Origin of the sequence: Streptomyces sp. NPDC060366 (assembly GCF_042725135.1) — a bacterium.
In the GTDB taxonomy this organism is placed as follows: domain Bacteria; phylum Actinomycetota; class Actinomycetes; order Streptomycetales; family Streptomycetaceae; genus Streptomyces.
Map to the genome: position 1 here is coordinate 178351 of NZ_JBHXDC010000005.1, position 24412 is coordinate 202762.

Annotated in this window: 17 protein-coding genes; 10 read left to right on the forward strand and 7 right to left on the reverse strand. The window is 72.3% G+C overall.

What is annotated here, in order from left to right; genetic code table 11:
* Positions 1-64: 64 nt before the first annotated feature.
* Complete coding sequence (locus ACFWHU_RS15690) at positions 65-1279, forward strand: MFS transporter (protein WP_385798906.1); 1215 nt, start codon at positions 65-67, stop codon at positions 1277-1279.
* Between the two features lie 40 nt (positions 1280-1319).
* On the opposite strand, the gene ACFWHU_RS15695 is transcribed toward ACFWHU_RS15690, so the two are convergent.
* Complete coding sequence (locus ACFWHU_RS15695) at positions 1320-2108, reverse strand: SAM-dependent methyltransferase (protein ID WP_385798905.1); 789 nt, start codon at positions 2106-2108, stop codon at positions 1320-1322.
* A gap of 100 nt (positions 2109-2208) precedes the next feature.
* Complete coding sequence (locus ACFWHU_RS15700) at positions 2209-2697, reverse strand: GNAT family N-acetyltransferase (RefSeq protein WP_387225251.1); 489 nt, start codon at positions 2695-2697, stop codon at positions 2209-2211.
* A 162-nt stretch (positions 2698-2859) separates the two neighbouring features.
* On the opposite strand from ACFWHU_RS15700, the gene ACFWHU_RS15705 reads away from it, so the two are divergent.
* On the forward strand, positions 2860-3444 hold the full coding sequence (locus ACFWHU_RS15705; RefSeq protein WP_387225252.1) for an AAA family ATPase: 585 nt from the start codon (positions 2860-2862) through the stop codon (positions 3442-3444).
* A 65-nt stretch (positions 3445-3509) separates the two neighbouring features.
* Positions 3510-4130 carry a putative glycolipid-binding domain-containing protein gene (locus ACFWHU_RS15710; RefSeq protein WP_387225253.1) on the forward strand — a complete coding sequence of 207 codons (621 nt, stop codon included), beginning with the start codon at positions 3510-3512 and terminating at the stop codon, positions 4128-4130.
* A 49-nt stretch (positions 4131-4179) separates the two neighbouring features.
* Here the strand turns inward: ACFWHU_RS15710 and ACFWHU_RS15715 are convergent, their stop codons facing one another.
* On the reverse strand, positions 4180-4638 hold the full coding sequence (locus tag ACFWHU_RS15715; protein WP_385798897.1) for a nuclear transport factor 2 family protein: 459 nt from the start codon (positions 4636-4638) through the stop codon (positions 4180-4182).
* A gap of 122 nt (positions 4639-4760) precedes the next feature.
* On the opposite strand from ACFWHU_RS15715, the gene ACFWHU_RS15720 reads away from it, so the two are divergent.
* Together ACFWHU_RS15720 and ACFWHU_RS15725 are read left to right on the forward strand one after the other, a co-directional pair.
* The gene (locus ACFWHU_RS15720) at positions 4761-5636 is read left to right on the forward strand and encodes a LysR substrate-binding domain-containing protein (RefSeq protein ID WP_387225254.1); all 876 of its coding nucleotides are present in this window, start codon (positions 4761-4763) and stop codon (positions 5634-5636) included.
* A gap of 210 nt (positions 5637-5846) precedes the next feature.
* Entirely contained in the window at positions 5847-7139 is a 1293-nt protein-coding gene (locus ACFWHU_RS15725; RefSeq protein WP_385798924.1) for an enolase C-terminal domain-like protein, read from the forward strand.
* Between the two features lie 12 nt (positions 7140-7151).
* Here ACFWHU_RS15725 and ACFWHU_RS15730 read toward each other — a convergent pair whose 3' ends face one another.
* The 4 genes from ACFWHU_RS15730 to ACFWHU_RS15745 all read right to left on the reverse strand — a co-directional run bounded on the left by ACFWHU_RS15730 (position 7152) and on the right by ACFWHU_RS15745 (position 9940).
* Positions 7152-7910 carry a S1 family peptidase gene (locus ACFWHU_RS15730; protein ID WP_387225255.1) on the reverse strand — a complete coding sequence of 253 codons (759 nt, stop codon included), beginning with the start codon at positions 7908-7910 and terminating at the stop codon, positions 7152-7154.
* Between the two features lie 183 nt (positions 7911-8093).
* Entirely contained in the window at positions 8094-8714 is a 621-nt protein-coding gene (locus ACFWHU_RS15735; protein WP_387225256.1) for a methylated-DNA--[protein]-cysteine S-methyltransferase, read from the reverse strand.
* On the reverse strand, positions 8695-9303 hold the full coding sequence (locus ACFWHU_RS15740; protein WP_387225257.1) for an RNA polymerase sigma factor: 609 nt from the start codon (positions 9301-9303) through the stop codon (positions 8695-8697). Before ACFWHU_RS15740 ends, ACFWHU_RS15735 begins: the two co-directional genes overlap by 20 nt.
* Positions 9304-9367: 64 nt before the next feature.
* On the reverse strand, positions 9368-9940 hold the full coding sequence (locus tag ACFWHU_RS15745; RefSeq protein WP_387225258.1) for a methylated-DNA--[protein]-cysteine S-methyltransferase: 573 nt from the start codon (positions 9938-9940) through the stop codon (positions 9368-9370).
* Between the two features lie 586 nt (positions 9941-10526).
* On the opposite strand from ACFWHU_RS15745, the gene ACFWHU_RS15750 reads away from it, so the two are divergent.
* Genes ACFWHU_RS15750 through ACFWHU_RS15770 form a run of 5 tightly spaced genes read left to right on the forward strand, consistent with a single transcriptional unit; the run spans position 10527 to position 24369 of the window.
* Positions 10527-17501, forward strand: a complete 6975-nt coding sequence (locus tag ACFWHU_RS15750; RefSeq protein ID WP_387225259.1) for an SDR family oxidoreductase — start codon at positions 10527-10529, stop codon at positions 17499-17501.
* The gene (locus tag ACFWHU_RS15755; RefSeq protein ID WP_387225260.1) at positions 17498-22063 is read left to right on the forward strand and encodes a beta-ketoacyl synthase N-terminal-like domain-containing protein; all 4566 of its coding nucleotides are present in this window, start codon (positions 17498-17500) and stop codon (positions 22061-22063) included. The genes ACFWHU_RS15750 and ACFWHU_RS15755 overlap by 4 nt, the downstream gene beginning before the upstream one ends.
* Positions 22060-22371: an acyl carrier protein gene (locus ACFWHU_RS15760; RefSeq protein WP_078073682.1), complete on the forward strand. Its 312-nt coding sequence runs from the start codon at positions 22060-22062 to the stop codon at positions 22369-22371. Before ACFWHU_RS15755 ends, ACFWHU_RS15760 begins: the two co-directional genes overlap by 4 nt.
* Before the next feature lie 4 nt (positions 22372-22375).
* On the forward strand, positions 22376-23188 hold the full coding sequence (locus tag ACFWHU_RS15765) for an alpha/beta fold hydrolase (protein ID WP_385798880.1): 813 nt from the start codon (positions 22376-22378) through the stop codon (positions 23186-23188).
* Positions 23185-24369 (forward strand): glycosyltransferase, encoded by a 1185-nt coding sequence (locus ACFWHU_RS15770; protein ID WP_387225261.1) that lies wholly within the window; start codon positions 23185-23187, stop codon positions 24367-24369. The genes ACFWHU_RS15765 and ACFWHU_RS15770 overlap by 4 nt, the downstream gene beginning before the upstream one ends.
* Positions 24370-24412 lie beyond the last annotated feature (43 nt).

Consider the following 24412-nt stretch of genomic DNA (forward strand, 5'->3'; position numbering starts at 1 on the left):
CGTGCCGCCACACCGAGGATATGGGGAGGAATGGACCGTTTCACCCAGTGAGGACTCAGCGCCCATGCCGCAGCGCACCACCCGAGGGTTCTCAGTCGGCTATCTCGGCGCCGCGGTCGTCTTCGCGATCGGCATGCTGGGTACGACGCTGCCCACCCCGTTGTACGGGCTCTACCGCGAGGAACTCGGCTTCTCCGAGTTCATGGTGACGGTGGTCTTCGCCGTCTACGCGTTCGGAGTCATCGCCGTGCTGCTGCTGGCGGGCGACTTCTCGGACCAGGTCGGCCGTCGGCCCGTCCTCTTCATCGGGCTCGGGCTCTCCGTCGCCAGCGCGGTGTGCTTCCTGTCGGAGGGTGGGCTGCCCCTGCTGTTCGCAGGACGCCTCCTGTCGGGCTTCGCCGCCGGACTGTTCAGCGGCGCCGCCACCGCGACCGTGATGGACCTGGCGCCCCCGGGCCGTGAGGCACGCGCGGGGCTGGCCGCCACGGCGGCGAACATGGGTGGTCTCGGATGCGGCCCGCTGCTCGCGGGGCTCCTCGCGGAGTACGCGCCGCTGCCGCTGCGACTGCCGTTCGCCACGGCTCTGGGGCTCGCGATCGTGGGCATGGTCCTGACATGGTTCCTGCCGGAGCCGGTCGAGCACCGGACGCGGCGGCCGAGATTCCATCCGCGGGGGCTGACGGTGCCACCGCAGGTGCGCGGGATCTTCGCACCGGCGGCGCTGGCCGCGTTCGCCGGCTTCGCGCTGCTGGGACTGTGCACGGCGGTGTCGCCCACGTTCGTCGCGACGACTCTGGACGAGCCCAATCTGGCCGTGGCGGGCGCCGTCGTATTCTCGGTCTTCCTGGCCTCCACCGTCGGCCAGTCCCTGATGGGCCGGGTGGGCGCGGCCAGGGCGCTGCCGGGCGGCAGCCTGGTGCTGGTGGCGGGGGTCGTACTGGTGGGCGCTTCCCTGTTCGTGGAGTCGCTGGCACTGCTGGTGATCGGCGTGATCTGCGCCGGGCTGGGGCAGGGCCTGGCGTTCCGCGCCGCCATCACGGTCATCGGCGCGGCGGCGCCGCAGGAGTCGCGTGGCGGCACGATCTCGACGTTCTTCGTCGTCGCGTACGTCGGCATCTCATTGCCGGTGATCGGGATCGGCGCGCTGACGCTGCTGGTGAGCCTGCGGGTCTCGGGGCTGATCTTCACCGGGTGCGTGGCGGTGCTGGCCGCGTGCGTCGGACTCTACGAGCTCCGGGAGCTGCGGGTACGGAACGCGGGCGCGACGTCAGGCGGCTGAGGGGGCTCGGGCGTTGGCGGGGCGGGGGGCCGGCGGGGGCCTACCGTACGCGCGCGGCCGCGACGTAGAAGCCGCTCTCCTCGTTCGCCGGCGCGGGTGTGTCCTTGTACCACTCGGGGGCGCGGACGAGACCGGGCTCCACCAGGTCCAGCCCGTCGAAGAACCGCTCGACCTCGGCCCGGGTGCGGGGCCGCAGGGTGATACCGCCGGACCGGTAGGTGCCGGTGACCTTCTTCGCCTGTTCGGGGTCGAGGAAGTCGGCGGTGCCGTGCGAGATCACCAGGAGGCTGCCGGACGGCAGGGCGTCGACGAGGGTCCGGGTGACGCCGTACGGATCGTCGTCGTCCCCGAGGAAGTGCAGCACCGCGACGAGTGACAGCGCGACGGGCCGGTCGAAGTCCAGGAAACGGCGGGCGTGTTCGAGGACATCTCGCGGCCGGCGTACGTCGGTCTCGACGTAGTCCGTCGCCCCTTCGTCCGTGCTGATCAGCAGGGCCTCGGCGTGCCGGAGCACGACCGGGTCGTTGTCCGCGTAGACGATCCGTGCGGACGGGACGATCTTCTGCACGATCTGGTGCAGGTTGGGCTGGGTGGGTATGCCGGTGCCGATGTCGAGGAACTGGTCGAACCCGCTCCTGGCCGCCCAGGCGACGGCACGGTGCATGAACTCCCGGTTGATCTGCGCGCCCCGCTGCGCTCCCTTGGCCAGCTTCTCCGCCAACTCCCGGTCGACCGGGTAGTTGTCCTTGCCGCCCAGGAAGTAGTCGTAGAGCCGGGCGGGGTGCGGCTTGCTGGTGTCGATCTGAGGCTTGGGGGTGCCAGATGTCATGCGCCGGATTATGTCACCGCGAGCATGCGCCCGACGACTCGCCCTCCGCCCGCGAGTCCATCAACTGCCGTGCCGCATCGGTCCGTTCAAGCCACTTCGGTCAGCTGACGGCCAGTCGGTAGATCTGTCGTGAGCCGCCCTCCGGGCCGGGATCGGTCACCTCGGCGGGGGTGAAGCCCAGCCGCTCGTAGAAGACGCGGGCGCCGCTGTCGACGGCGCCGGGATGGTCGGCTCCGAAGGTGACCACCTCGACGGTTCCGGGACCCGTGACGTACCTCTTCATCGCGTCGGCCATCAGGGCGGCGCCGACCCCCTGTCCACGCGCCTGCCGCGAGACGACGAGCCAGTGGATATGGAAGGTCGGGGCGTCGGACCCGACCAACAGGCCACCGAGCAGAGGCAGTTCCGGGGCCGAATCCGGGGCGGCGTCCGGGCCGACGGCGACGAGGGCCTCGGAGCCACGGATGTGCTCGACCACGGCGGCGCTGAAGCCGGGATCGTCGACCATCGGCCCGAACCAGTGCTCCACCTGGGCCGCGAGGCCGATGAAGCCGGGCAGATCCCGCTCCCGCGCGAGTCTCACGATCATGCGGACATTCTGACAGTGCCGGGACCGCCATGGCGTGCGCGGGGATTGTCCGGCAGCTGTCCGACACCAACCCGCGCGCCACGGAGGGCCGGGGACGGCGGCGAGCGGACGGTCCCGGTCGGCCCGGCGGACCTCCGCCGGACATCCCTTCACAATGGATGCGTGGCGAACGCGAACACCAACACGGCCCTGGGCTCGAAACCGACGCTGATCGTGGTCAGCGGGCCTCCGGGCGCCGGCAAGACCACGCTCGCGCACGAGATCGCACGCGCCGTGGGCTGCCCCGCCGTCTGCCGGGACGAGATCAAGGAAGGCATGGTCCACGCCACGCCCGGCTTCACACCGGACCTCGGCGACGCGTTGAACCTCCGCACACTGCCCGCGTTCTTCGGCGTGCTCGAACTGCTGCTCGGCGCCGGGGTGACGACGGTCGCGGAGGCCGCCTTCCAGGACCGCTTGTGGCGGCCCGGTCTGGAGGGTCTGCGGGACGGGGCCGAGATCCGGATCGTGCACTGTTCGGTCGACGCGGAGGTGGCGCTGGCGCGGCGGCTGCGCCGGGCCGAGGAGGATCCCGTACGCGCGGCGCACGAACCCGCGGCGCCGCTCGATCCGGCGGCACACGCCCGGAGCCACGACGGATTCGACCGGGTGGCGGTCGACGCGCCGTGGATCGAGGTCGACACCACCGACGGCTACTCCCCCGGGCTCAGAGAGATCGTGAACTTCGTTACCGGCCGCGGCATCTGACGGCACGTCGAGCTGATGAGCGCGTCCGCCTCCCGCGGGCGGGCGGGCCATGAAACCGTACGGGGATGAGCACCTTCGTACCACCGCCGGCGACCGCGGCATGGGCGCACGAGCACGCGCGGCAGGGCTTCGAGGTCGTCTATTTCCGTCGCTCGGGCGACGTGCGGCGGGACCAGCACGCACCGCACGGGCAGGACTGGCTGCATATCGTCGGGTGCACCACCGCTGTCGAGGACGGCCGGACCTGGACGGTGGACTACGACATCACCCTGGACGCCGACTGGGTGACGCGCCGGGCCGTCGTCGCCTGCCGGTCCGAGGCCGGAACGCGCTCGACCGTGCTCCAGGCCGACGGCACGGGCCGCTGGCGGGTGGACGGGGCGCCGGCGCCGCATCTCGACGGGTGTCTCGATGTCGATCTGGAGTCGTCGGCGATGACCAACGCCCTTCCCGTGCACCGCTTCCGGCTGCCCGTCGGGACGCTGACGGCGGCGCCGGCCGCGTACGTACGCGCGCTCGACCTGTCCGTCGAGCGGCTGGACCAGGAATACCGGCGCACCGCCGACGAGGGGGCGCGGCAGTGCTACGACTACTCGGCCCCGGTCTTCGACTTCCGCTGCCGGCTGGTCTACGACGAGGCCGGACTGGTGCTCTCGTACCCGGGGATCGCCACCCGCGCGGCGTAGCGCGGCCGTACGCACCGGATCACCGGTCGGCGAGTCACCGGATCATCGATCACCGGATCGGGAACTCGACCCCGTGCTCGCTCTCCGGACGCGGGCCGAACACCCGCCGCTCGGACTCGTCGATCCGCAGGTCGTTGATGCTCGCCTCGCGGCGCCGCATCAGCCCGTTCCCGTCGAACTCCCACAGCTCGTTGCCGTAGCTGCGCCACCACTGCCCTCCGCTGTCGCGGCACTCGTACTGGAACCGCACCGCGATCCGGTCGCCGTCGAACGCCCACAGGTTCTTACGGAGCGCGTAGTCCAGCTCGCGCGACCACTTGGCGCTCAGGAACTCGACGATCGCCGGGCGGCCGGTGACGAAGGTGTCGCGGTTGCGCCAGACGGAATCGACCGTGTACGCGCCGGCGACGCGCTCGGGGTCGCGGGTGTTCCAGGCGTCTTCGGCGGCCTGCACCTTCGTCAGGGCGGCGGCACGGTCGAACGGCGGTACGGGCGGGCGGACTGTCATGGGCATCTCCTGAGGACGGTCTTGTCGACCGGCGGTGGGTGTGAGCCGGGTCCGGGGCTAGGATCGCGAAACGATTCTCACCCAGCGCCGCATTCGAATCCATCAATACCGGGAGAGCATCATTGTTCACACTCGTCCAGCTGACCAACTTCGTCGCCGTCGCCGAGGAACTGCACTTCGGGCGGGCCGCCGAGCGCCTTCAGATGACCCAGCCGCCGCTCAGCCGCCAGATCCAGCTCCTCGAGGCGACGCTGCGGGTCCAGCTCTTCGACCGCACCAACCGTTCCGTACGGCTGACGCCCGCCGGCCGCGCGTTCCTGCACGAGGCGCGCCGCATCCTGCGGCAGACGGAACAGGCCACGCTCGCCGTACGCCAGGTGTCCACCGGTGAGGCGGGCGCGATCGCCATCGGTTTCACCGCCGCCGGCGCGTACTCCATGCTCGGCAAGGTCCTCGACACCGCCCGTGCGGTCATGCCCGGGGTGGAGATCGTCCTGCGCGAGATGGTCACCGGCGATCAGCTCGACGCGCTGACCGAGTCCAGCCTGGACCTGGGGCTGGTACGGCCTCCGGTGAGCAGCCCGGAGCTGAGCTCCCGGCCCGCCGCACAGGAACGGCTCGTGGCCGCGCTGCCCGCGAGCCATCCGCTCGCCGAGGGCGAGGGCGAGCTCGACATCGCCGCGTTCGACCGGCAGGACGTGCTGATGTACTCCACCCAGGAGTCCCGCTACTTCCACGAGCTGCTGATCAGCGTCTTCCGGGCCGCGGGGATCGCCCCCACGTTCAGCCAGTATCTGAGCCAGGTCCACAGCATCCTCGCCCTGGTCAACGGCGGCTGGGGCATCGCGCTGGTCCCGGAGGCGGCCACCCAACTGCGTTACGCGGGCGTGGTCTTCAGGGACGTACGACTGGCGGCCCCGGCGCCGGTCGAACTGTCGCTCACCTGGCGCACCAGCAACGACAATCCGGCGCTGCACGCCCTGCTCCGGCATATGTGAGCGGCCGGGCCCGACGTCCGATTCAATTTCGGTATCGCAGCATACGAAACAAGTGTTTGACCTGTATCCGTAGGCGTCCTAGCTTCCTCGGTAGCGAGAGCCGCATCCCGCACCGATCCGGAAGGACTCCCATTGAGCGCCCCCGCACCCGGTGCACACCCGCCGCAGGTCGTCTCCGTCCGCGTCGTACCCGTCGCCGGGCAGGACAGCATGCTGCTCAATCTCAGCGGCGCGCACGCTCCCCACTTCACCCGCAATCTGGTCGTCCTGACCGACTCCGAGGGGCGCACCGGCGTCGGTGAGGTGCCGGGCGGTGAGGGCATCCGGACGACGCTGGAGGAGTCACGCGACCTGGTCGTGGGGCGGTCGGTCGGCGACCACCACGCCGTACTGCGGGCGGTGCGTGAGCGCTTCGGCGAACGGGACACGGCGGGGCGCGGCACCCAGACCTTCGATCTGCGGGTCACGGTGCACGCGGTCACCGCGCTCGAATCGGCGCTGCTCGACCTGCTCGGCCAGCACCTCGGGCTGCCCCTGAGCGCGCTGCTGGGCGAGGGGCGGCAGCGCGACAGGGTGCCCGTTCTCGGCTATCTCTTCTACGTGGGTGACCGGGGGCGTACCGACCTGGCGTACCGCGACGGGAGTGACGCGCGGGACGACTGGCTGAGGCTGCGCGACGAGCAGGCGCTGACCCCGGAGGCGATCGTCGCGCTCGCCGAGGCGGCTCAACAGCGGTACGGCTTCCAGGACTTCAAGCTCAAGGGCGGTGTGCTGCCGGGGCACGAGGAGGCGCGGGCGGTACGGGCGCTGGCCGAGCGATTCCCGGAGGCGCGGATCACCCTGGACCCGAACGGTGCCTGGCCGCTCGCCGAAGCCGTGGCGCTGGGCCGCGAGTTGCGCGACGTCCTCGCGTACGCGGAAGACCCGTGCGGTGCGGAGGACGGCTACTCGGGCCGGGAGACCATGGCCGAATTCCGCCGCGCGACCGGGCTGCGTACCGCGACGAACATGATCGCCACGGACTGGCGGCAACTCGGGCACGCCGTACGCGCCGACGCGATCGACATCCCGCTGGCGGACCCGCACTTCTGGACGATGAACGGTTCGGTGCGGGTGGCGCAGCTCTGCGAGGCGTGGGGGCTGACCTGGGGGTCGCACTCCAACAACCACTTCGACGTCTCGCTGGCGATGTTCACGCATGTCGCGGCCGCCGCTCCGGGCGACATCACGGCGATCGACACGCACTGGATCTGGCAGGACGGCCAGCGGCTCACGGCCCGGCCGTTCGAGATCAAGGACGGCATGCTGGAGGTGCCGGACCGGCCGGGGCTGGGTGTCGACCTCGACATGGAGCGGGTGGAGGAAGCGCACGAGCTGTACCGGAGCCTCGGGCTGGGGGCCCGGGACGACGCGACGGCGATGCGGTATCTGGTGCCGGACTGGCAGTTCGACAACAAGCGCCCGGCGCTCGTACGCGACACCGATCGCCGCCGCCCGCGGTAGACCTGGGCCGACCTAGTAGAGGGACAGGCCGTAGACCGACAGCCACTCGACGACCGGCTGGTAGTAGGTGACGCCGCCCGACGAGCAGTTTCCGGACGAGGCGACGATGATGCCCAGTGCGGTGGTTCCGGAGAACGCGGGGCCGCCCACGTCACCCGGCTCGGAGCAGATGTTGGACCTGAAGAGTCCGCTCACGGAGCCCTCGGGGTAGTTGACCGTGACGTTCACGCCCGTGACGGTGCCGCAGCGGACCCCGGTCGTCCGGCCGACATGGCAGAGGGACTGACCGACCGTCGGGTTCGCGGCGCCGGTGATGTCCTGGTTGCTGCCGCCGCCGAGTGCGACCTCACCGGGGAAGGCCACCGTCGAGCTGTTGACGTAGCGGACGATGGCGTAGTCGTTGCCCGGGAAACTCGATCCGGCGGTGGTGCCGACGAACACCGTCAGGGCCGCGTCCGCGTACCAGTTGGAGGCGCCCTGGGCGCAGCGCCCGGACACCAGGCCGAAGAAGGTGGCGCTGGTGCGGGCGTTGAAGCCGACGGTGCAGCGGGTGCCGCTACTGCTGTAGATGACATTGCCGCCACGGACCTCGACGGCCCTGCCGGTCCCCTCTGTTGGGGCGGCGACGGCGGCCGGGGCGCTCGACTCCTGCGCGTACGCCGTCGATCCGGTGGCGGCGAACCAGCCGAGCAGCAGCGTCAGTGCCGCGACGGCGGGCGCGGCTGTGCGGAGCCATCTTCGGAACGGTCTCTCGATGCGGTGCGGACTCATGTTCCCTCCCCGATTTCCCGGTCATGGCATGTCATGCGCCTGCCATTCTGGAGGGGTCGGGCGGGATGTGTCAGTCCGAAAGACGCCATTCGGCCGGACCCGGCCAAGCGGGTGGCCGGGTCCGGCCAATCTCGTGGCCGATCTCGGCCAGGGAGCCGGCCGCGCGGCTCTCTCGCCGGCGAGTCAGGCCGCGGCCTCCAGGTCCAGGAGGACGGACTTGGCGGCGGGACCGCCCGCGTAACCCCCGAGCGTTCCGTCGCTGCGCAGCACGCGGTGGCAGGGGACGACGACGGGGAGCGGGTTGGTCGCGCAGGCCGTGCCGACGGCGCGGACCGCCTTCGGGTTGCCGACGAGACGCGCGACCTCGGCGTAGCTCTGCGTGCGTCCGTAGGCGATCTCCGGGAGGTGACGCTGCACCAACTGCCGGAACCCGTGCGACAGCGAGAGGTCGAGGGGCAGGTCGAACGTCCTGCGCGTGCCGGCGAAGTACTGGTCGAGTTCGCGGGCCACGTCATCGAGTCGCTTGGGGGCGCGCAGCACCCGCGGGCTCAGTGTCGTGGCGAGGGTGTCGAGGACCTGGTCGTGGTCCTGGTTGTGGAAGGCCACGCGGACGAGGCCCTTCTCGGTCGAGGCGAGCAGCAGGCGGCCGACGGGGCTGTCGACGACGGTGTACGCGACGTCCAGCAGGCCTTCGCGGCCCGCCGCGTCCTCCAGCCTGGTGTGCAGCCGGGCGAGGGTCTCGGGGTCCGCTGCTGCGCGGGCGAGGAGGGTGGAGAGGTCCTGGTCACCGGTGGTGTTCTTCACGGTGTCGCTCCTTTCGGCTTCGCGTTCTGACGGGGCTCGGGCCGGTCGCGCGCGTCGGTGCCGCGCTGGTGTCCGCGCTGGTGTCCGCGCTGGCGTGCGCTTCTTCGGAGGCGGCCCGGTCCGGGGCCGAGAGGGTGGTTCTGAGCGCCTTGATTCCGTCGGAGGCGGCGCGCCGTGCCGCTTCCGGGGTGCCGCCGACAATCTCCGCGACCTCCCGGTAGGGCAGTCCGGCGAAGTGGTGGTACGCCACCGCCTGCCGCTGTTTCCCGGGGAGTTCCCTGACGGCTCGCCACAGGTCGTGGTCGGTCCCGCCCGGCAGTCCGACGGTCGACGGCCGCTCGGGCAGGTCAGCCACGGGGACCGCGTGCCGCTGCCCGGCGCGTGTGAGGTCGATGGCCTTGCGGTGGGCGATCGTCACGAGCCACGCCTCCACGTTGGCGTCGTCCGGCAGATCCGGATATGCGCGCATCGCCGCGAGGAACGTCTCCGACCAGGCGTCGTCGGCGTCCTGGACGCCGACCACCGCCCGGCACACGCGGAGCACGGTGTCCGCGTGCTCCTCGACCACCCGCTCGAAAGGCTTCTTCATGTCCATCATTCTGTAGACGTCCGGGCCCTGCGGAACGTGAGGTCCGGCGCACGGTGAGCCGAGCTCAGAAGAGCCTGGCCTCCTTCACGGCCTGCGGCTCCTCGATCTCCAGGAGGCGCTGTTTGCGCTCGAGTCCGCCGGCGAAGCCCGTGAGTTTGCCGTTGCTGCCGACCACCCGGTGGCAGGCCACGATGATGGAGATCGGGTTGTGGCCGACCGCCTGGCCCACGGACTGCGCGAGTGCCTTGTTCCCGAGCCGCTCGGCGAGTTCGCCGTACGTGGTGGTCTCGCCGAACGGGATCTCCCGGAGCATCGCCCAGACCCGCTCCTGGAACGCGTCCCCGTTCGTCCGTGTCGGCAGGTCGAACGCGGTCCGCTCGCCGTCCAGGTACTCACCGAGCTGGGTCGCGGCCTGTGTGATCAGGGTGTCCTCGCGGGCGTCGACGCGCCTGCCCAGGCTCGCCTCGGAGGGCATGTACCAGTGGTGCGGGAAGTACAGCCCGGTGATCGCGCCGCCCGACGCCACTACGATCAGCCCGCCGAGCGGCGTCTCGACGACCGCGTGACGGACGTCCGTTCGGCTGCCCGCAGCCGCGCCCACCCTCGCGCCTGCGTCCGTGTCCGTGTCCGTGCTCATGGTCCCGGCCTCCTTCTCGTACCGCGTTCGCCTTCGGTACGTAGACGCGCGGGAGCGGAAGAACGTGAGGTCACGGGCGGCGCGTTGCCTCGCGACGGCGCGGCGGGACGGTTCCCGGCTGCGCTCCGTCGCCAATCTTTCGTCTCTCCGTGGACATTGAGCGTCGAAACGCTGCGAAAGAAGGTTTCCAGAAGCGCCGCAACCGGCCATTTCACGCCGCTGAACTGCCGAAACCGACTCATCAAGGTCATCGGGCCGACTCGCCGGAGATCCATCACGCTGCGTAGCCATAAGGCCGGAACCGGACACCCATCGAGAAAGTTATTGTGATCTGAAGCACAGCTTCGGGCGCGGATCCGCTGTGAACGTTCCGCGAGCATGTCAGGTCGATATCAACGACATGATCCACGGATGACGCACATGAAAAACGCCCCCCAACCCCCCGTCTGCCCGAATCCACCGCGCGCCAAAGTCGCACAGATGTTCGACAAATGGGGACGGTCACTCTCTGCGATCGGTTGACTCTGGGGAAGCGCGGCTACTTAACTGCCAATCCCCACAACTGCCCCCCGCAACTGGAGAGTTCATGCGGACTCCAGGACCTTCCTGGTCCAACGACTTTTCCCTGCCGCATTCGGTCATCGTGATCAACCCTCTTCAACGGCCGTCCCCACGACTGACAGCCGCGGCCGCCGCGGCCGGCGCGACCGGTGTCCTCGAACTGCCGGTCGAGGACCCCCGCGAGGTGGTCGACCTGCTCGACCGGACCTCCCGCTGGTCGTCCATGCCGTTCGGCGTCCGTGTACGCGAAGGCTGTTCCGCGACCGCCGGTGAGCTGCCCGAACTCGTGGACACGGTGCTCCTCGCCGACCCCGCGCGGTCGCCCGCCGAGTTCGCCGGCCTCCGCGTCCTGGTCGAAGTCACTTGTCTGGCGGAGGCGTTGAGCGCCGCCGAGGCCGGTGCGTCCGGGCTGATCGTGCGCGGCTCGGAGAGTGGCGGACGCGCGGGCGAGCTGAGCACCTTCGTCCTGCTCCAGCAGGTGCTCGCCGAACCGGCTCTGGATCTGCCCGTCTGGGCCTGTGGCGGCATCGGACCGCACACCGCCGCGGCGACCGTCGCCGGCGGCGCGGCCGGTGTCGTGCTCGACACGCAGCTCGCGCTGTTCGACGAGGCGGGGCTGCCGACCGAACTCGCCGGGGTGCTGGCCGGGCTCGACGGCTCGGAGACCGTGCTTCACCACGGGACGCGCGTGCTGCGCCGACGTGGCCCCGGTGCGCCCGAACTCCCCTCGGATCAGGCCGAGTTCGCCGCCCGGATCGGTACGGACGATCTCCGTACCCAGTTCGTCCCCCTCGGCCAGGACGCCTTCCTCGCCGCCTCCTTCGCCGATCGCTGGAGCACGGTGGCCGAGGCCGTACGCGGCATCGGGGCCGCCATGGCGGACGCCTTCGGCGACGACGCGCCGGCCGCCGCGCTGGCCGCCGGGTCGGCCGGAGCGCGCGCGCTCGGCACCCGACTGCCCATCGCCCAGGGGCCGATGACGCGCGTCAGCGACGAGCCCGCCTTCGCGGCGGCGGTCGCGGCCGACGGCGGTCTGCCGTTCCTGGCGCTCGCCCTGGCGAACGCCGACCGGACCCGCTCGATGCTGCGGCGCACCCGCGACGCGCTCGGCGACGCCAAATGGGGCGTCGGGATACTCGGTTTCGCCGACGAGGAGATCAAGGCCGCGCAGCTCGACGTCGTACGGGAGCTCAGGCCCACGCACGCGATCGTCGCCGGCGGCAGGCCGGCCCAGGCCGCCGCGCTGGAGGCGGAGGGCATCACGACCTTCCTGCATGTGCCGTCCCCCGGTCTGCTGCGGCAGTTCCTGGCGGCGGGCGCGCGCCGGTTCATCTTCGAGGGCGCCGAGTGCGGCGGCCATGTCGGGCCGCGCAACAGCTTCCCGCTGTGGGAGGCGCAGACCGAGGTCCTGCTCGAATTCCTCGCCGAGACCGGGGACAGGACCGGCGACAAGGCCGCCGAACTGACCGTCCTCTTCGCCGGTGGCATCCACGACGAGCGGTCGGCCGCGATGGCCGCCGCGCTGGCGGCCCCACTGACCCGGGCCGGTGTCGCGTTCGGCGTTCTGATGGGCACGGCCTACCTCTTCACCGAGGAGGCGGTACGCGGCGGCGCCATCCAGCCGCTCTTCCAGCGCCGGATCCTCGACGCCGAGCGCACCGATCTGCTGGAGACCGCGCCGGGTCATGCCACCCGGTGCGCGCGCAGCGCCATCAGCGAGGACTTCGCCGCCCTCAAGGACGAACTGCGCGAACAGGGCGTGCCCGACCGGGAGATCTGGGAACGCCTGGAGCGGTTCAACGTCGGCCGGCTGCGGCTCGCCAGCAAGGGGATCGAGCGCGTCGGCGACGACCTGCTCGCCGTGGACGAGACCCGGCAGGCCGAAGAGGGCATGTTCATGGCCGGCGAGGTCGTGGTCCTGCGGGACGCGGTGACCACCGTCGCCGCGCTGCACGCATCGGTGACCGAGGGCGCGGCGGCCCGGCTGCGCGTCAGGGCCGGCGAACTGCGCGGTCCGCTCGGCATCGGCGCCACGGACGAGCGGCCGGCTCCCGAGCCGCTGCGGGTCGCCGTGGTCGGCATGGCGGGCATGTTCCCGGGCGCACCCGACCTGGCGGACTTCTGGGCCAACATCCTCGCGGGCAAGGACTGCGTCACTGAGGTCCCGGCCCAGCGCTGGGACCAGGAGCGCTACTACTCGCCCGACGGCGACGGCGAGCGCACCCCCTCACGCTGGGGCGGCTTCCTGCCGGAGATCCCGTTCGACCCGCTGCGCTACGGCATTCCGCCGGCCTCGCTCGCCGCGGTCGAACCGGTTCAGCTCCTCGCGCTGGAGGCCGCGCGACGCGCGCTCGTCGACGCGGGGTACGACGCGAAGGGCACCGACCACGCCCGTACGTCGGTGGTGTTCGGCGCCGAGGCGGGCAGCGACCTGTCCAACGCGACAACGCTGCGTACGGTGCTGCCCGGCTACATCGGCACGATCCCGCCCGCGCTCGACGAGCAACTGCCCCGGCTCACCGAGGACTCCTTCCCCGGGATGCTGGCCAACGTCATCGCGGGACGGGTCGCCAACCGGCTCGACCTCGGCGGTGCCAACTACACCGTCGACGCCGCGTGCGCCTCCTCGCTCACCGCCGTGGACGTCGCCTGCAAGGAACTCGTCGCGGGCACCAGCGACATGGTGCTGTGCGGCGGCGCCGACCTGCACAACGGCATCAACGACTATCTGCTGTTCTCGTCCGTCCACGCGCTCTCCCCCACCGGCCGCTCGGCCACCTTCGACGCCGCCGCCGACGGCATCGCGCTCGGCGAGGGTGTGGCCTGCGTGGTGCTCAAGCGCCTCGCGGACGCGGAGCGCGACGGTGACCGGGTGTACGCCGTGATCGACGGGGTTGGCAGCGCGAGCGACGGCCGCGCGCTCGGTCTGACCGCGCCCCGCCCGGAGGGCCAGCACGCCGCCCTCACCCGCGCCTACCGCAACGCCGGTGTCTCGCCCGCCGATGTGGGGCTGGTCGAGGCCCACGGCACGGGGACGGTCGTCGGGGACCGTACCGAACTCGGCACGCTGACCGACGTGTTCACCGAGGCCGGTGCACAGGTGGCCAGTTGCGCGGTCGGCTCCGTCAAGTCCCAGATCGGGCACACCAAGTGCGCCGCGGGCCTGGCCGGACTGATCAAGGTGACGCTGGCGCTGTACCACGGTGTGAAGCCGCCGACCCTGCATCTGAAGGAGCCCAACTCCGCCTGGAAGTCGGAGAGCAGCCCGTTCGTCTTCCACACGACGGCGACGCCGTGGGCGGTGGAGCCGGCGGAGCGTGTCGCGGGAGTGAGCGCCTTCGGATTCGGCGGCACCAACTTCCACGCCGTTCTACGCGCGTACACCCAGGCTCCACCCGCGCACTCCCTCGACGCCTGGCCGGCCGAACTCTTCACGTTCCGGGGGCTGGACGCCGAGGCCGCCCGACGGTCGGTCCGGGCCCTTCAGGACCTCCTCGCCAAGGGTGGCCGGTGGAGGCTGCGCGACTACGCGCGTAGCGCCGCACAGCGAAGCGACCGGGCCGCGGTGCGTGGCGAGCGCGTATGGATCGCCGTGGTGGCGGACAGCCTCGCCGAACTGCCCGAACTGCTGCGCCGCGCTGCCGAGGGGGAACACGCGCCCGAGGCGGGGATCCACTCGGCCGAGAACGCCGAGACGACCAAGACGGCTCAAGCGGCCGAGACGGCTCAGAGGGCTGAGGTTGCGCAGTCGGCCGACATCGGTGAGGGGAAACTGGCCTTCCTGTTCCCCGGTCAGGGCAGCCAGCGTCCGGGGATGCTCGCCGAACTCTTCGTCGCCTTCCCCGAGTTGCAGCGCTATCTCCAGCTCGGCGCGCGCTGGGCCGATGTCCTCCACCCGCCGGCCGCCTTCGGCGAGCAGGGCAAGGCGGGCCAGCTGGCCCGTATCACCGACACTGCCGTCGCCCAGCCCGCGCTCGGCGTGGTCGAACTCGCCGCCGCCGAGTTGCTCGCCTCCGTCGGCGTGCGTCCGGCCATGGCGGCGGGGCACAGCTACGGCGAACTGGTCGCGCTCGGGGTGGCCGGGGCGCTCTCCCCGCGAGACGTCATCACGGCGAGCGCCGAGCGCGCCGAGGCGATCCTGGGCCGGACGGCGGGCGGCGACCCCGGCACGATGGCCGCCGTCACCGCGTCGCCCGAACAGGTCGACGAGGTGCTGAGGCTGGCCGGTCTCGCCGGTGAGGTGGTGGCCGCGAACCGTAACTCGCCCACCCAGACGGTCATTTCGGGGCCGACCGAGCAGGTGACCGCGGCGGTCGCGCGGCTGCGGGACGCCGGACACTCCGTCAAACCGCTCCAGGTGGCGTGCGCCTTCCACAGTCCGCTGCTGGCCGGCGCGGGCGACGCCTTCGCCGAGCGGCTCGGCGAACTGACCGTCTATCCGCCCGCGTTCGACGTGTGGGCCAACCGCACGGCCGAGCCCTATCCGACGGACCCCGCCGGGGTACGTGCCGGGCTCGCCGCCCAGATCGGCTCGCCGGTCAGGTTCGCCGAGCAGATCGAGGCCATGTACGCGGCCGGTGCCCGGGTCTTCGCCGAGGTCGGGCCGGGCCGTGTGCTGAGCCGTCTGGTCTCGGCCGTCCTCGGTGACCGTCCCCACCGCACGATTCCGCTCGACGGGGGGCGGGGCGGCGGACTGTCCGGTTTCCTCACCGCCCTGGCCCAACTCGCCGTCAGCGGGGCCGATGTCCGCACCGGCAGGCTCTTCCGGGGCCGGGACGCGGTCGATCCGGAGACGGCCGTCGCCGAGCGGAGCCCCGGCTGGACCGTGGACGGCCAGCTCGTCCGTCTCGCCGACGGAACCATTCCCCCCCACGCCCTGCACCCCGCCCGACCCGTTACGGAGCTGATCGTGCCGGAGAACCACTCCCCCCACGCCCCCCACAGCGCACCGGACGCTCTCGTCGCCGAGTTCCTGCGCACCAGCCGCGACCTGGTCGCCGCCCAGCGCGACGTCCTGATGACCTACCTCGGTGGCCCGGGAGCGGTGGCCGCCGTCTCGGCCCCGGCTCCCGTCACCTGGCAGCCCGCGGCTGTCGCCGCACCGACCGCACCGTCGGTCCTCACACTGCCCGCCGCCGTGTCCCCCACCGCGGCGGCGGGCCCCAGCACCGTCAACGGCGCCGAGCCCGCGACCGCTACCGTCGCGGAGGCCGGCGCGGCCACCTCGCCGACGGACCCGGAGTCGGTGCTCGCCGCCGTACTGACCGTGGTGGCGGACCGCACCGGCTACCCGGTCGAGATGATCGAGCCCGAGCTCGATCTGGAGGCGGACCTCAGCGTCGACTCGATCAAGCGCGCCGAGATCGCCGGTGAACTGGCCGTACGCCTCGGCCTGCCCGTCGACGCGAGCGGCGAACTGGACGGTCTCAGCACGGCGCGCACCGCCGCCGGAATCACCGGCCTGCTCGTCGAACGGCTCACCGGCTCCGACGCGTCGGCCGCCGCCGACGTCCCGGCGGTGGTGGAGACGGTCCCGGCGGACGACAACACGGCCGAGGCGGAGATCCTGGCGCCGCAGCGACTGGAGTTCACCGAGGCCCAGTTGGACGAGGTGACCGGCACGATCGCCGCCGGGGCCTCGGTACTGCTGCTCGGCGGCGGCGAGTCGGCGCCCGCGCTGGCCGAGCGGCTGCGCGCGGCCGGTGCCTCGCCCACGCTCGTACCGGCCGGTGAACTGCCGACGGCGACCGCCGACGCCGTCGTCTTCCTGGGCACCCTGGACGCGGCGGAGCCGCCGCTCCCCGAGGCTCTCCCGCTGTTCCAGGCGGCGCTCGCGGGCGCGCCGGGCACGCTCGTCGCGGTCGAGCGCAGGACCGAGGGCGCGGCCAGCGGTCTGCGCGGTTTCTTCCGCAGTGTCGCCCGTGAGTACCCCGACATGAAGACGACCCTCGTCGAGGTGGCGGCCGACGCGACCGCCGACGCGGTGTCCGACGCCGTCGTCCTCGAACTGGCCGCCACCGACCGGGAACCGGTCGTCCTCAACGACGGCGGCAAGCGGCGCGCGCTGCGGCTGACCCCGACCGATCTCGGCGCGCTCGCCGCCACCGGCGCGGGCCCCGCGGGCGAGGGCCAGGCCGAGGCGGAGGCCGCGGGGCTCGACCGTGAGTCGGTCGTCCTGCTGGTCGGCGGCGCGCGCGGGATCACCGCGCGCTTCGCCCGCACGATCGCCTCGGCGAGCCGGTGCCGTATCGAACTCATGGGCAGGACCCCGGTGCCCGCGCCGGCGGAGGACCCGGCAACGGCCGGAGCCGCCGACCGTGACGGTCTGCGGGCGGCCTTCCTGGCCACCGGTCTGACCAATCCCGGCGAGGTGGAACGCCTGGTCGGGGCGGTCCTCGCGGAACGCGAGGTGCGCGCCACCGTCGAGGCCCTGCGGGCGCTCGGGAGCGAGGTGCGCTACCACTGCGTGGACGTGCTCGACACGGAGGTCGTACGGGCCACGGTCAAGGACATCTACGCCGAGCACGGCCGGCTCGACGGTCTCGTGTACGCGGCCGGGGTCATCGAGGACAAGCTGCTGGCCGAGAAGTCGGCGGAGTCCTTCGGCCGGGTGTTCTCCACGAAGGTCGACGGCGCGCGCGCCGTGCTCGACGCGGTGGACGTACTGCCGCGCGGCCCGCGTTTCGCCGTGCTGTTCGGCAGCATCGCCGCGGCGCTCGGCAACCGCGGTCAGTCCGACTACGCGGCGGCCAACGACGCGCTGGAGGAGCTGGGCCGCCGCTGGTCGACGGACGACCGGCGCGGTCTGACCGTGCACTGGGGCCCGTGGGCCGCCGCCGAGACCAACGGCGGCATGGTCACCCCCGCGCTGATGCGTTCGTACGCCGCACGCGGGATCAAGCTCATCGACCCCGAGGAGGGGCCCCTGAGTCTGCTGCGCGAACTCGCCTGGGGCGCGCCCCAGGTGCACGCGGCCGTCTACACCGCGTCGGGCTGGTGACACCGGTGGACTCCCGGACACCGGTCGCCGTCGTCGGCATGGCTGTGTACTTCCCCGGCGCCAACACTCTGGAGAGCTACTGGCACAACATCGTCAACGGCGTCGACTCGATCACCGAAGTCCCCGCGGGCCGTTGGGACGAGGAGTTCTACGCGCCCGGCGGGCCCCCGCGCAGCGACCGGGTGTACTGCCGCCGGGGCGGATTCGTGGACCAGAGCGCCGAGTTCGACGTGACGCGGTTCGGCATCATGCCGACATCGGTCGCCGGGACGGAGCCCGACCAGCTGATCGCGCTGGACGTGGCCCACCAGTCGATCGCCGACGCCGGTGGCGAGCCGGTGCTGCCGGCGGACCGGCAGCGGGCGGGAATCGTGCTGGGCAGGGGCGGCTATCTGACGCCGGGTCTGGTCAGGCTCGACCAACGGGTGCGTACGGCCAACCAGTTGGTGCGCACCCTGCGCGAGCTGGCGCCGGAACTCGGCGACGACCGGCTGGAGGAGGTGCGGTCGGCGTTCGCCGGTCAACTCGGCCCGGAGCAGCCGGAGTCGGCGATCGGACTGGTGCCGAACCTGGCCGCGTCGCGGGTGGCCAACCGGCTCGACCTGCGCGGCCCCGCGTACACGGTCGACGCCGCGTGCGCCTCGTCGCTGGTGGCCGTCGACCACGCGGTTCGTGAACTGGCCAGTGGCCGCTGCGACGTGATGCTCGCGGGCGGGGTGCACCACTGCCACGACATCACGCTGTGGAGTGTGTTCAGCCAGCTCGGCGCGCTGTCGCCGAGCGAGCGGATCCGCCCGCTGCACCAGGGCGCGGACGGTGTGCTCATCGGCGAGGGCACGGGCATCGTGGTGCTCAAGCGGCTGGCGGACGCGGAGCGCGACGGCGACCGGGTGTACGCGGTGGTCTCCGGTACCGGCGTGGCCAGCGACGGCCGTTCGGCCAGTCTGTTCAACCCCGATCCCGGTGGGCAGGTCCGTGCCGTACGGCAGGCGTGGGACGCGGCGGGTCTCGACCCGCGCGCGGCCGACGCGATCGGTCTGCTGGAGGCGCACGGTACGGCGACCCCGGCCGGTGACCGGGCCGAACTGACCACCCTGGCCGAGGTGTTCGGCCCCGCCGTGGGCGCGCGTGCCGCGATCGGGTCGGTGAAGTCGATGATCGGCCACACGATGCCGGCGGCCGGTGTCGCGGGTCTGATCAAGGCGGCGCTCGCGCTCCATCACGGGGTGCTGCCGCCGACGCTGCACTGCGAGGACCCGAATCCGGCGCTGGAGGCGACGAGGTTCGCCCCGCTGGCGCGGTCCGCGCCGTGGGAGGACCCGGCGACGGGCGCGCCGAGGCGGGCGGGTGTCAACGCGTTCGGTTTCGGCGGCATCAACGCGCACGTCGTGCTGGAGCAGGCGGCGCCGGCCGTCTCCGCGTCGGCCCCGGCCGGCGGGAGTGTGGCGGTCGGCGGGCGTACTGCGCGGGCGACGGCGACGGTCACCGAACCGGAGCGGGTGCTACGGCTCGCGGCTCCCGACCGGGCGACGCTCGCGGCGCTGCTGGACGCGGACGACTCGACGGTCCTGGCGGCCGGTCTCGACGAGCGCGCCACCGCCGACGGGCCGGTCAGGCTGGGCATCGTCGACCCGACGGCTCGCAGGCTGAAGCTGGCCAGGAAGGCGGTCACCAAGGGCGCGGCCTGGCGCGGGCGCAGCGACGTGTGGTTCAGCCCGCGTCCGCTGCTCGGGCCCGGCGGCGGCACGACCGCGTTCGTCTTCCCCGGTCTCGAAGCCGAGTTCGAGGCCCAGGTGGACTCCCTGGCCGAGCGGTTCGGGCTGACGTGGTCGCCGGGGCACGACGCCAGGGTCGGCGACGTGGGCCGGCACGGCGCGGCGGTGTTCCAGCTCGGACGGCTCCTCGACACGGCCCTGCGCCGGCTGTCGGTGGTGCCGGACTCGGTCGCGGGGCACAGCGTCGGCGAGTGGACGGCCATGGCCTGCGGCGGGATCCACGCCGCCGACGAGGTCGACACGTTCCTCGCGGGTTTCGACCCGGACGCGCTGCGCGTGCCCGGTGCGGCCTTCGCCGTGCTCGGGATGCCCGCCGACCGGGTGCTCGCCGAACTGGCGGGCCGGAGCGACGTCGTGCTGTCGCACGACAACGCGCCGAACCAGTCGATGATCTGCGGTCCCGAGGACGCGGTCGGCGAACTGGTCCACCGGTTCCGGACCGCTGGCGTGATCGGGCAGGTGCTGCCGTTCCGTTCCGGCTTCCACACCCCGATGCTCGCCCCGTACCTCGACCCGATCAGGCGTGCCGCGGAGACGTACACGCTGCATCCGCAGTCCACGCCGGTCTGGTCGGCGACGACCGCCGCGCGCTATCCCCGGGACCCGGCGGCGGTACGGGAGTTGTTCGTCCGGCATCTGCTCGAACCGGTGCGGTTCCGGCAGTTGATCACCGCGATGCACGACGCGGGGCACCGCGCGTTCATCCAGCTCGGCGCCGGTCAGCTCGGCTCGCTGATCGACGACACGCTGGCGGGCAAGGACCGGCTGGTCGTCTCCGCGCACTCCTCGGCGCGCGACGGTCTGGCGCAGTTGCGCCGGGTCGTCACCGCGCTGTGGGTGGAGGGCGCGGCGCCGGACGCCGGTCCGCTGCTCGGGTCCGGTGCCGTCGCCACCGCGGCCGTCGCTCCGGCGAGCGCCGGACGTACCCGGCCCGGCGTACGGCTCGACCTCGGCGGGGCGCTGGTGTCGCTGCCCGAGCAGGCCAGGAAGCTGCTCGCCGACAGCATCGGTCATCCCCCGGCCGCTCGCTCCCTGGACGACGGCAGCGCGCTCGCACGGCTGGAAGCGCTCGGCCGGGACGGCGCCGGGTTCCCGATCGCCGCCGAGCTGTCGGCGCTGATGAACGACACGGCGGCCGTCGCGGACGAGCTGATCGCGGCACGTCGCGCACGGCGGGCGATTTCGGCGACGGCGGCGTCACTCGCCGCGCCCCCGCCCGCACCGGCCCCGGCTCCCCCCGCCGTACCCACCGCCCTGCGCGTGGACGTCGCCGAGATGCCGTACCTCCTCGACCACTGCTTCTTCCGGCAGCGTCCGGGCTGGCCCGACGAGGGCGACCGCTGGCCGATCGTCCCCGCCACCACCGTCATCGGCCATCTGATGGAGATCGCCGAACGCGTCGTACCCGGCATACGGGCGGTCGCGGTCCACGACGTACGCCTGCTGAAGTGGATCGAGGCGATGCCCGCCGTCGATGTGCCTGTGGAGGTAAGGCAGTTGGCGGCGGACCGGGTCGAGGTGTCCCTCACGGGCTACTCGCGCGCCGTGGTCGAGCTGGCCGCAGCGCATCCCGCGCCGCCCGCGCCGTGGCCGGTGGACACGGCCGTCGAACGGGTGCCCGGCCTGACGGCCCGGCAGCTCTACGACGAGCGGTGGATGTTCCACGGACCGCGCTTCCAGGGTGTCAGCGAGCTGACCGCCGTGGGCGACCGTTGGGTACGCGGTGTGCTGACCACACCCGAGGCGCCGGGCGCACTGCTCGACAACGTCGGTCAGCTGCTCGGCTACTGGATCATGGCGACGCTCACCGAGCGCACGACCGTCTTCCCGGTCCGTATGGAGCACATCCGCTTCCACGGGCCGCACCCGAGGCCGGGCGAGCGGCTGACCTGTCTGATCCGTATCACCGAGGTCACCGACCTCACGCTCACCGCCGACATGCAGCTGATCGGTCAGAACGGCGCGGTGTGGGCGGAGTTCACGGGCTGGCAGGACCGGCGTTTCGACACCGACGCCAACATCCGCGCGGTGGACCGTTTCCCGGGCGACAACACCCTGTCCGCGGAGCGGCGGGGCGGCTGGACGATCGTCCACGAGCGCTGGCCGGATCTCGCGACGCGCGAGCTGATCATGCGCAACATGCTCGGCAGCGCCGAGCGGGCCCGTTACGACGAACTCCCGCCGGTGCACCGGCGCCAGTGGCTCCTGGGACGCATCGCGGCCAAGGACGCGGTGCGCGGGCTGCTGTGGCGGGAGGGCGCGGGCGAGATCTATCCGGCCGAGATCGCCGTACGTAACGACAAGACGGGGCGCCCGCTGGCCGAGGGTGTACACGGCCGTGAGCTGGGCGAGCTGACGGTCTCGATCGCGCACCGCCGCGAGACGGGGGTGGCCGTCGCCGCGCGCGGGATCTGCGGCATCGACGTCGAGGAGATCGCCGACCGGCCGCGCGCCACGGTCGAGACCTCGTGCGACACCACCGAACTCGCCCTGCTCGACGGTCTGGTGGCGCGGTCACCGGGCAGCGGCGCGCTGTGGTTCACCCGGTTCTGGACCGCGAAGGAAGCCGTCGCCAAGGCGCGCGGCACGGGTCTGCGGGGCCGCCCTGCGGAGTTCCGGGTGGTGGCCGCCGACGAGAGGCGCGTGCGTGTGATGGCCGGGGGACGGCTCTACGAGGTGCGTGTGGAACAGACAGCCAATCCGCCGGGGCTGCCGGATCGGCAGTACGTCGTCGCCTGGACGACGACCGAGCGCAACGAGACAGACCAGACAGGAGATCGGACATGACCACCGAAACGATCGCGGGCACGGCGGCGGCCGTGCAGAGCGACATCACCGCGATGCTGCGGACCATGCTGGAGGAGGACGGCCTCGACGACGCCGAGATCACGCGCGAGACCACCTTCCACGACGATCTCGAACTGGAGAGCATCGACCTGGTGACGCTGGCAGGTTCGCTGCGCGAGCACTACGGCGACCGGGTCAACCTCGCCCTGTTCATCGCCGACCTGGACCTGGAGGAGATCATCGCGCTCACGGTCGGCGAGCTGATCGACTACGTCGCCGCCTCCCTGCACGCCGACGGGCAGGTCTGATCCGATGGCGAAGATACACACCGGTGAGATCACCACCCACGTCCAGCGGCTGCCCGCGGCGAACCCGCCGGCCGACGGCGGCGAACCGCCGGTCGTGGTGTTCGTCCACGGCCTGCTCACGGACAGCCTGGCCAGCTACTACTTCACGCTCGGCCCGGCGTTCGCGGCGGCGGGCATCGACGTGATCATGTACGACCTGCGGGGCCACGGCCGCAGTGACCGGCCGCCCACGGGTTACCGGCTCGAATCGTTCGTCGGGGATCTCGTCGGCGTGCTCGACGCGCTCGGCGAGACGCGCCGGGTCCATGTGGTCGGCAACTCCTTCGGCGGCACGATCGCGACCGCGTTCGCCGCCTGGCATCCCGACCGGGTCGCCACCGTCACGATGATCGAGTCGGAGCCGCCGGTCGCCGAGTGGACCCGGCACATGGCCGACGGGCTCACCGACGCGAAGAACCAGCTCGCCCGCGAGGAGGTCATCGGCTGGATCTCGGCGAACCACGGCGCGCACACCGCCCGGCTCTCCCGGGGAGCGAGCCGCATCCTGGCCACGACCACCCTGGCCGAGGACGTGCCGGCCGGGCGGGTCATCGACGACGGCCTCGACGCACTGAACGGCTGCCCGGTGCTGGCGATCTTCGGCGACGAGTCCGGGCTGAGCGCCCAAGTGCCGGACCTGGAGGCCAAGTTGATGTCGTGCCGCACCGTGGTCCTGGCCGAGCAGGGCCACTCGGTGCTGGTCGAGCGCACCGAGGAGACCCAGGAACTGATCCTGCGGTGGGTGCGGGAACACACCCTGGCCGAGGCCGTGCGGTGACACGGTTCCTGTTCGTCGTCCCCCCGCTGGTCGGGCACACCAACCCGCTGGCCGCCGTCGCCGACGAACTGACCCACCGGGGCCACGAGGTGGCGTGGGCCGGCTACGGCGACCAGATCCGGGCGCTCGCGGGCCCGCGGGCCGAGGTGTTCGAGTGCGCCATGCCGGACAGTGGGCTGAGCCGGCCGCCGGGCCTAGCGGGGCCCGCCGCCTTCCAGCACCTCTGGGAGAAGTTCTTCATCCCGCTCGGTGACCTGATGGCGCCGGGCGTCGACGCGGCGATCGACGCGTTCCGGCCCGACGCCGTGTTCACCGACCAGCACGCCGTCGCGGGCGCGCTGGTCGCCGAACGGCGCGGGATCGTGCATGTCACCTCCGCGAGCACGTCGGCCGAACTCATCGACCCGCTGGCGGAGTTGCCCAAGGTGGCCGCCTGGCTGGCCGAACTCCTCGGCGGTCTGCGGGCGCGCGTCGGCGATCCGTCGGCGACGGGCGATCCGCGCTTCTCGCCGCACGGCGTGATCGCGTTCACGGGACGGGAGCTGGTCGGCGACAAGCCGTTGCCGAGCGAGCACGTCCATCTGGTCGGTCCGGCCGTCGCCCCGCGAGCGGGGAGTTCGGACTTTCCGTGGGAACGTCTCGATCCGGCCCGTCGCCTCGTTCTCGTCTCGCTCGGCACGGCCAACGCGGATGCCGGGGGACGCTTCCTCACCGAGGCGGTGACCGCGCTCGACGCCCTCGGCGACCGGGTGCAGGGGGTCGTGGTCGATCCCGGCCACACCCTCAAAGCCGTACCGTCCGGTGTGATCGTGCGCCCGCACGTGCCTCAACTCGACCTGCTGGCACGGGCCGACGCCGTCGTGTGCCATGCCGGGCACAACACGGTGTGCGAGACGCTGTGGCACGGTCTGCCGCTGGTGCTCGCCCCGATCCGCGACGACCAGCCCATCGTCGCGGGGCAGGTCGTCGACGCGGGCGCCGGTGTGCGCGTCCGCTTCCGCCGCGTGGACGCCGCCCGGCTCGGGGCGGCGATCGAGACCGTGCTGGACGACGCCGGCGGCCACCGGGCCGTCGCCGAGTCCATCGGCCGCTCGCTGCGCGCGGCCGGCGGCCGGTCCGCCGCCGCCGATCACCTCGAACGGATCGCGGCACGGCACACCCCCGTTCCCGCGTCCGGCTGAGACCCCTTCCCCGCCGAACTCCCCCACCGCTACCACGGGACCC

Bases quoted from the DNA above. Each gene is read 5' to 3' on its own strand.
- ACFWHU_RS15690 (WP_385798906.1), top strand. From the start codon at position 65: ATGCCGCAGCGCACCACCCGAGGGTTCTCAGTCGGCTATCTCGGCGCC.
- ACFWHU_RS15695 (WP_385798905.1), bottom strand. From the start codon at position 2,108: ATGACATCTGGCACCCCCAAGCCTCAGATCGACACCAGCAAGCCGCAC.
- ACFWHU_RS15700 (WP_387225251.1), bottom strand. From the start codon at position 2,697: ATGATCGTGAGACTCGCGCGGGAGCGGGATCTGCCCGGCTTCATCGGC.
- ACFWHU_RS15710 (WP_387225253.1), top strand. From the start codon at position 3,510: ATGAGCACCTTCGTACCACCGCCGGCGACCGCGGCATGGGCGCACGAG.
- ACFWHU_RS15715 (WP_385798897.1), bottom strand. From the start codon at position 4,638: ATGACAGTCCGCCCGCCCGTACCGCCGTTCGACCGTGCCGCCGCCCTG.
- ACFWHU_RS15725 (WP_385798924.1), top strand. From the start codon at position 5,847: ATGCTGCTCAATCTCAGCGGCGCGCACGCTCCCCACTTCACCCGCAAT.
- ACFWHU_RS15730 (WP_387225255.1), bottom strand. From the start codon at position 7,910: ATGAGTCCGCACCGCATCGAGAGACCGTTCCGAAGATGGCTCCGCACA.
- ACFWHU_RS15740 (WP_387225257.1), bottom strand. From the start codon at position 9,303: ATGAAGAAGCCTTTCGAGCGGGTGGTCGAGGAGCACGCGGACACCGTG.
- ACFWHU_RS15745 (WP_387225258.1), bottom strand. From the start codon at position 9,940: ATGAGCACGGACACGGACACGGACGCAGGCGCGAGGGTGGGCGCGGCT.
- ACFWHU_RS15750 (WP_387225259.1), top strand. From the start codon at position 10,527: ATGCGGACTCCAGGACCTTCCTGGTCCAACGACTTTTCCCTGCCGCAT.
- ACFWHU_RS15760 (WP_078073682.1), top strand. From the start codon at position 22,060: ATGACCACCGAAACGATCGCGGGCACGGCGGCGGCCGTGCAGAGCGAC.
- ACFWHU_RS15765 (WP_385798880.1), top strand. From the start codon at position 22,376: ATGGCGAAGATACACACCGGTGAGATCACCACCCACGTCCAGCGGCTG.